General features: G+C 36.0%; 1 protein-coding gene. It reads left to right on the top strand.

All coding sequences use genetic code 11. The features are described from left to right. Positions 1 to 68 precede the first annotated feature (68 nt). Positions 69 to 440, top strand: coding sequence for a hypothetical protein (locus FHP04_RS14425; RefSeq protein ID WP_139856849.1), 372 nt, complete (start codon positions 69 to 71; stop codon positions 438 to 440). The last annotated feature ends 113 nt before the right edge of the window (positions 441 to 553 follow it).

Genomic DNA, 553 nt, shown 5'->3' with positions numbered 1-553 from the left:
AACCGTTGTGCGTAAGCTGAAAAATGAAAACAGAAGACACTAAAATACCATTGACAACATTGTTGATTATGACTGTAACTTCTTTCGTTCCAGTTGGACAAATAATCATGCTTCAAGGACAAGGAATTTTTCTGTACCCATTTGAAAAACTCTTTGGAACGTCTGAAATAGATGTACTTAACAACGTTAACTTAATATCAGGATTTCTCACAGTATTAGCATTTTATTTTGCTAAACGTAAAGGACTAAAAGTTGTATTGACCGTTTTGACAGTGTTTTTCTTTATGTCTTATTTGACCTTTCTGACGGAAAACATGAATTACGAAGACTATCCATATTTCATTCCGATAATGATTATTGGAATTTTAGTGACTTTACCATTACTTATTGTCGGACTGATTAAAGAAAAAATAAAAAAGCCTACGCACAACAATGGCTAAGAAAACATAGGGGTTGCAGTGCAGCCCGAAACGGTGGATTTCCTTACTTTGTTCTTGTCTCGGTCGACAAGAACGCAGCTCGAAATCCCCTACGTTTCTTAGCCGGAACCGTT

The sequence above is a fragment of the Aequorivita sinensis genome (assembly GCF_006346335.1).
GTDB classification, from domain to species: domain Bacteria; phylum Bacteroidota; class Bacteroidia; order Flavobacteriales; family Flavobacteriaceae; genus Aequorivita; species Aequorivita sinensis.
The sequence above is the reverse complement of the archived record's forward strand: the minus strand, read 5'-3'. Positions and strand labels throughout refer to the sequence as shown.